This is a genomic window from Kitasatospora sp. NPDC048365 (genome assembly GCF_043200835.1).
GTDB classification, from domain to species: domain Bacteria; phylum Actinomycetota; class Actinomycetes; order Streptomycetales; family Streptomycetaceae; genus Kitasatospora; species Kitasatospora terrestris.
This window is the reverse complement of sequence record NZ_JBICYJ010000099.1, coordinates 1-6756: the sequence shown is the minus strand read 5'-3', so window position 1 is coordinate 6756 and position 6756 is coordinate 1. Positions and strand designations below refer to the sequence as shown.

Annotated in this window: 6 protein-coding genes; all 6 read left to right on the top strand. The window is 70.0% G+C overall.

Annotated elements, in window-relative coordinates; all coding sequences use genetic code 11:
- The first annotated feature begins 307 nt into the window (after positions 1-307).
- Entirely contained in the window at positions 308-1435 is a 1128-nt protein-coding gene (locus ACGFX4_RS41195) for an ROK family protein (protein WP_393086347.1), read from the top strand.
- 180 nt (positions 1436-1615) lie between these two features.
- Positions 1616-2878 (top strand): ABC transporter substrate-binding protein, encoded by a 1263-nt coding sequence (locus ACGFX4_RS41190; protein ID WP_393086345.1) that lies wholly within the window; start codon positions 1616-1618, stop codon positions 2876-2878.
- Between the two features lie 3 nt (positions 2879-2881).
- Complete coding sequence (locus ACGFX4_RS41185) at positions 2882-3838, top strand: carbohydrate ABC transporter permease (RefSeq protein ID WP_393086343.1); 957 nt, start codon at positions 2882-2884, stop codon at positions 3836-3838.
- Positions 3831-4646 (top strand): carbohydrate ABC transporter permease, encoded by an 816-nt coding sequence (locus ACGFX4_RS41180; protein ID WP_393086341.1) that lies wholly within the window; start codon positions 3831-3833, stop codon positions 4644-4646. Before ACGFX4_RS41185 ends, ACGFX4_RS41180 begins: the two co-directional genes overlap by 8 nt.
- A 22-nt stretch (positions 4647-4668) precedes the next feature.
- Entirely contained in the window at positions 4669-5865 is a 1197-nt protein-coding gene (locus tag ACGFX4_RS41175) for a Gfo/Idh/MocA family protein (protein ID WP_393086339.1), read from the top strand.
- A 142-nt stretch (positions 5866-6007) separates the two neighbouring features.
- A partial coding sequence (locus ACGFX4_RS41170) for an alkaline phosphatase family protein (RefSeq protein ID WP_393086337.1) occupies positions 6008-6756 on the top strand: 749 nt, incomplete at its 3' end.

Genomic DNA, 6756 nt, shown 5'->3' with positions numbered 1-6756 from the left:
ACGTTGGCCGAAGCGGCCAGCTCCGCGGGCGGGGCGAAGCGCCGCTCCTCCTTGAGCAGATTGGCCAGGCTCTCGTTGCTCAACGCGCACTCCTCGTCTGGTCCGCCGCCCACCGGCCGGACGGTTCGGAACCCTACGCCGTTTGATTGATCTCGCGCAATACTGCCGCTCTTCACGCACAATCGAGCATCAAGAGTGCAAAAGGTGGTGCCCGTCCCACCCTCCGCGGGCGGGCCGCGCTACGCGCATAGGATCGTTCGGGCGCGGCGGTCCGTCCCGGACGGCCGGCAGGGCGCGAGGAGGACCGGTGCGACAGGCGAGCGGCGACGGGAGTTTCCTGCGGCGGCTCAACCAGGTCGCGGTCCTGCGGGCGCTGCGCGGGACTGAGAGCGCGACGCTGGCCGAGCTGGCCAAGGCCGCGCAGCTCTCCCGTGCCACCGCCGACGGCATCGTGGAGACGCTGCTGCGCGACGGCTGGGCCGAGGAGGTCGTGCCGTCGGACGGCCTGCGGGGCCGCCCGGCGCGCCGGTTCGCCTTCCGGGGCGAGGCCGGGCACGTGGCGGGCGTGAGCGTCGGCGCCACCGGGCTGCTGGCCATGGTGGCGGACCTCAACGGTCGGGTGGTGGCGCGCGCCGCCGAGAGCCTGCCGTCCGACCTGCCGTCGGCGCGCCGCCTGGCGGCGGTGGTGGACCTGGTCGAACGCGCCTGCGCCGAGGCGGGGTTGACCGCCGGGGCGCTGACCGCGGTCGGCGTCGGCACCACCGGGGTGATCGACGGCGAGGGCCGGGTGGTGAAGAGCGTGGTGCTGGAGGACTGGACGGGTGTCCGCCTGCAGCAGGAGCTCGCCGCCCGGATCCCGGTGCCGCTGCGGGTCGAGAACGACATGCGACTGGCCGTCCTGGCCGAGCACTGGCAGGGCGCCGCCCGCGGCCGACGGGACGTCATCTACCTGCACACGGGCAGCCGGATCGGCCTGGGGCTGCTGCTCGGCGGCGTCCCGCACCGGGGCTCCCACGCGGCGGCCGGGGAGCTCGGCGGGCAGCCGAACAGCCGGTGGGGCGCCTTCCACCACGTGCTCGACTTCGCCCTGTCCGCCGACCCGGGGGAGCTGCGGGCACCGCTGCAGGCGGCGCTGTTCGCGCTGGAGCGGGCCCGGGCGGGCGACGGGCGGGCGGCCGCGGCGGTGGAGGCCTTCGCCACCGGCCTGGCCGAGGGGCTGGTCACCCTGGTGACCCCGCTGGACCCGGAGCTGGTGGTGATCGGCGGCAGCCTCGCGCAGGCCGGAGAACTGCTGGCCGGGCCGGTGCGCCGCTACCTGGAGGGCGTCTGCCTGTACCCGCCGGAGGTCGTGGTCTCCGAGCTCGGCGGTGAGGCGGTCTGCGTCGGTGCGGTCCGCTTCGCCCTCGACCACGCCGAGCAGCTGCTCCTCGGCTGAGCCGAGCCGGTCGGGCTTCGGCCAGATTTTGCTGATCCTGATCAAAACGCCGGGCCGGATCCTGCCCCTCAGGGTCACGTTCCGGTCTCGTGCGCTCATTGCTGCTCGATTAACGCTAGATGTAAGCATTAATGGGCGCTAGTGTCCCCTCCACGCAACCACCCGCGGAGAGGACCGAAGATGATCAGAAGGGTGTCGGCGCTGCTGTGCGCCGGACTGCTGGTGGCCGGGGTCGCCGGCTGCTCGTCCGACTCGACCTCGCCCGGCCAGGACGGCAAGGCCGCCGGCCCGGTGACCCTCACGTACGGCATCTGGGACGCCAACCAGCAGCCCGCGATGCAGAAGATCGTGGACGCCTTCCAGGCCGCCCACCCGGACATCAGGGTCAGCATCCAGCTCACCCCGAACGCCGACTACTGGACCAAGCTGCAGACCGCGGCCGCCTCCGGCTCCGCGCCGGACGTGTTCTGGATGAGCTCGACCAGGATCGGCCTCTACGCCGGCCAGGGCCAGCTGCTGCCGCTGTCCGACCGGCCCGGGTTCGACAGCGGGAAGTTCGCCAAGGCGCTCAACGACATCTACACCCTCGGCGGCAAGCAGTACGGCATGCCGAAGGACTACGACACCATCGGCCTCTGGTACAACAAGAAGCTCTTCGACGCCGCCGGGGTGAAGTACCCGGACGCGAGCTGGACCTGGCAGGACGTCATCGACGCCAGCCGGCGGCTGACCGACCCGGCCAAGGGCGTCTGGGGCATCGCCTCCCCCTCCTGGACGCAGGAGAACCTGTACAACACCATCCACCAGGCCGGCGGCCACGTGATCTCCGCGGACAGGAAGACGTCCGGCCTCGCCGACCCGGCGTCCGTCGAGGGCCTGCGGTACGCGCTCGACTTCGTCACCAAGTACAAGACCTCGCCGACCGCGCAGCAGATGACCGACACCGACCCCTCGCAGCTGTTCGCCTCCGGCAAGGTCGCGATGTTCACCGACGGCGACTGGGACACCCTCACCTACAAGAACGCCCCCGGCCTGGTCGCCGATGTGGCGCCGCTGCCGGCCGGGCCGAAGGGCCGGGCCACCGTGGTCAACGGCCTCGGCAACGTGATCTACGCGAAGACCAGGCACGCGGCCGCCGCCTGGGAGTTCGTGAAGTTCCTCGGCGGCCGCGAGGCCAACGAGATCCAGGCCTCCACCGGCACCGTCATCCCGGCCTACGAGGGACTGGCCGACACCTGGGTGAAGTCGACCCCGCAGTTCAACCTGCAGATTTTCGTCGACGAGTTGCAGAATGCCGTGCCGTACCCGGTCTCGAAGAACACCTCGGCCTGGAGCAAGGACACCCAGGCGCTGCTCGACAAGGTGTGGGCCGGCCAGCAGGACCTGGACAGCGCGGCCGCGCAGATGGCGGCCACCATGAACGCCGCACTGGCCAAGGAGTAGCCGGTGGCCACGATCGAAGCGACCCCCGCCGCCGACCCGGCCGCGGCGGGGGCCCGCCCCCGCACCCGCCGCCACCGGGTCGGCGGCCACCCCCGGGAGTGGGTCTGGGGCTACCTGATGGTCCTTCCGCTGCTGGCCGGCCTCGGGGTCTTCTACCTCTGGCCGATCGCGCAGTCGGTGTACTTCAGCTTCACCGAGTGGGGCGCCTTCGGCGGCCAGCGGTGGGTGGGCACCGCCAACTACCGGGACTTCCTGTCCGACCCCGAGCTGCCGAAGGCCGCCTGGAACACCCTGCGCTACTCGCTGCTGGTGCTGCTGGCCATCCCGCTCTCGGTGGTGCTGGCTGCCCTGCTCAACCAGGTCCGCGACCGGCACGTGGCGCTGTACCGCACGCTCTACTTCCTGCCCGTGGTCTCCATGCCGGCGGCGGTGGCGATGGTCTGGCGCTGGCTCTACAACGGCGACTACGGCCTGATCAACTACCTGCTGTCGCTGGTCGGCGTGGACGGCCCGCACTGGGTGTCGGACGAGCGGTTCACCGTCTACGCGATGGCCGTGGTCGGGGTCTGGGCCTCGCTCGGCTACAACATGATCATCTTCTCCGCCGGGCTCAAGTCCGTCCCCCGGCACTACTACGAGGCCGCCGCGATCGACGGCGCCGGCCGCGTCCGGCAGTTCTTCGCCATCACCCTGCCACTGCTCAGCCCGAGCATCTTCTTCGTCTCGGTGCTGTCGGTGATCGGCGGCCTGCAGATGTTCGACACCGTGCTGATGATGCTCGGCAAGTCCAACCCCGCGCTGGCGGGCAGCAAGACCGTCGCCTACCTCTTCTACGAGGACGCCTTCCTGGACAACCGGCAGGGCATGGCCTCCGCCGTCGCGGTCGTGCTGATGGCCGTCCTGCTGCTGCTCACCGCGGTCCAGTTTCGACTGCAGAAGAAGTGGGTCCACTATGAGTAGGCGGCAGCGGCTCTGGCCGGTCCACGTGGTGCTGGCGGTCGGCGCGGCGGCCATGGTCGCGCCCTTCTTCTGGCAGCTGCTCACCTCGCTGCAGACCTTCGGCGAGGCGACCGGTGTGCCGCCCACCTTCGTCCCCGGGTGGCACTGGTCCAACTACGCGGAGGTGTTCCGCTCCACCCCGTTCCTCGCGCAGTTCGGCAACACCGTGGTGATCACGGTGGTCCGGGTCCTCGCCCAGCTGCTGTTCTGCTCGATGGCGGCGTACGCCTTCGCCCGGATGCGCTTCCCCGGCCGGGACGCGCTGTTCCTGGTGATCCTCTCGGTGCTGATGGTGCCCGGCCAGCTGTACCTGCTGCCGCAGTACCGCATGGTGATGAACCTCGGGCTGCTCAACACCCTCACCGGCATCGTGCTGCCCGGCATGTTCAGCGCCTTCGGCACCTTCATGCTGCGCCAGTTCTTCCTCTCCCTGCCGCGGGACGTCGAGGAGGCCGCGAGACTGGACGGCGCCGGCCCGATCCGGGTGTTCTGGTCGATCATGCTGCCGCTCGCCCGGCCCGGACTGGTCTCGCTCGGCGTGCTCACCGTCCTCTGGTCCTGGAACGACCTGCTCTGGCCGCTGGTGGTGACCAGCGACGCCGACCGGATGCCGCTCTCCGTCGGCCTCGCCACCCTCCAGGGCGAGCACGTCACCGACTACCCCGTCCTGATGGCCGGCTCCCTGCTGGCCAGCCTGCCGATGATCGTGATGTTCATCGCCGCCCAGCGCCGGATCACCGAGGGCATCGCCTTCACCGGCTCCAAGTAGCCATCCACCAGATCTTGTTGACATGAAGGGACCTCACCGAGTGGACGACCTGCGCCTCGGCGTCATCGGCCTGGGCCTGCGGCTCTCGCTGCCCCTCGCCGCCCACCGGCCCGGCCGGGGAACCGCGGTGGCCGCCCTGTGCGACACCGACCCGGCCGCGCTCGGACGGGCGGCCGCGCGGCTCGGCGTCGACGACACCTGCACCGATTACCGCGACCTGCTGGAGCGCGAGGACATCGACGCGATCCTGGTCGTCACCCCCGACGACACCCACGAACGCATCGCCGTCGACTGCCTGCGGGCCGGAAAGCCGGTCTACCTCGAGAAGCCCATGCACATCACCGTCGAGGGCTGCGACACCATTCTGCGCACCGCGTACGAGACCGGCACCCGGCTGTACGTCGGGCACAACATGCGCCACATGGGCGTGGTCCGGCAGATGCGCGAGATCATCGAACGCGGCGACATCGGCGAGCCGAAGACCGTCTGGGTGCGCCACTTCGTCGGCTACGGCGGCGACTACTACTTCAAGGACTGGCACGCCGAGCGCGAACGCACCACCGGCCTGCTGCTGCAGAAGGCCGCCCACGACCTGGACGTGGTCCACTGGCTGGCCGGCGGCTACACCGAGCGGGTCAACGCCTTCGGCGACCTGATGCTCTACGGCGACCTCCCGCGCCGCGAGCCCGGCACCCCGCGCCCCGACGGCTGGCTCAAGGAATTCCAGTGGCCGCCGACCGAGCGCCGCGACCTCAACCACCGGATCGACGTCGAGGACGTCTCGGTGATGAACATGCGCCTGGACAACGGCGTGATCGCCGCGTACCAGCAGTGCCACTTCAGCCCGGACTACGTGCGCAACTACACGGTGATCGGCACCGAGGGCCGGCTGGAGAACTTCGGCGACGACCCCGGCGCACTGGTGCGTGTCTGGAACAGCGGCCCGACCGGCTACCGCGCGGACGGCGATGCCACCTACCGGGTGAAGGAGGCCCACGGCACGCACGGCGGCAGCGACGTCGCCATCGTCGAGGAGTTCGCCCGCTTCGTCCGCCACGGCGGTCGCACCGACACCTCCCCGCTCGCCGCGCGGATGGCGGTCGCCGCCGGCTACATGGCGACCTGCTCGCTGCGCGACGGCGGCCGGCCGTACGACATCCCGCCGCTGGACCGGGAGCTCGCCGCCTACTTCGAGAACGGGCAGATCCGTCCGCGGTGAGTTTTGCCCGACGAGACTCTTGACGCGCCGCTGTCACGGCTGGCACGTTTGCGCGGAACTGATTGAACAGTAGATGAACAGTGCAGCTTTGATCAGTTCAACTCACCCTCCCCGCAGCTACGTTCAAAGGTCGATCGCATCCATGGCTGATCTGAACCGTCGTCGCTTCTTCCAACTCGCCGGTGCCACCGTCGCGTTCTCCGCGCTGTCGCAGAGCATCGCGCGGGCCGAGGCGATTGCCCCGGCCGGGGTCACCGGCACGATCCAGGACGTCGAGCACATCGTCGTGCTGATGCAGGAGAACCGCTCCTTCGACCACTACTTCGGCGCGATGAAGGGCGTCCGCGGCTTCGGCGACCCCCGGCCGGTCACGCAGCCCAGCGGGAAGCCGGTCTGGTACCAGAAGGACAGCGGCAACAAGGAGATCCTGCCGTTCCGGCCGCAGGTCAACGACCTGGGCATGCAGTTCATCCAGGACCTGAACCACGACTGGGCGGGCGGCCACAAGGCGTTCAACAACGGCAAGTACGACCAGTGGGTGCCCGCCAAGACCGCCACCACCATGGCGTACCTGACGCGCCAGGACATCCCGTTCCACTACGCGCTGGCCGATGCGTTCACCATCTGCGACGCCTACCACTGCTCGTTCATCGGCGCGACGGACCCGAACCGCTACTACATGTGGACGGGCTACGTCGGCAACGACGGTGTGGGCGGCGGCCCGGTGCTGGGCAACCAGGAAGCGGGGTACGGGTGGATGACCTACCCGGAGCGGCTGGAGCAGGCGGGGGTGTCCTGGAAGATCTACCAGGACATCGGCGACGGGCTGAACGCCGCGGGCTCCTGGGGCTGGATCAACGACGCGTACCGCGGCAACTACGGCGACAACTC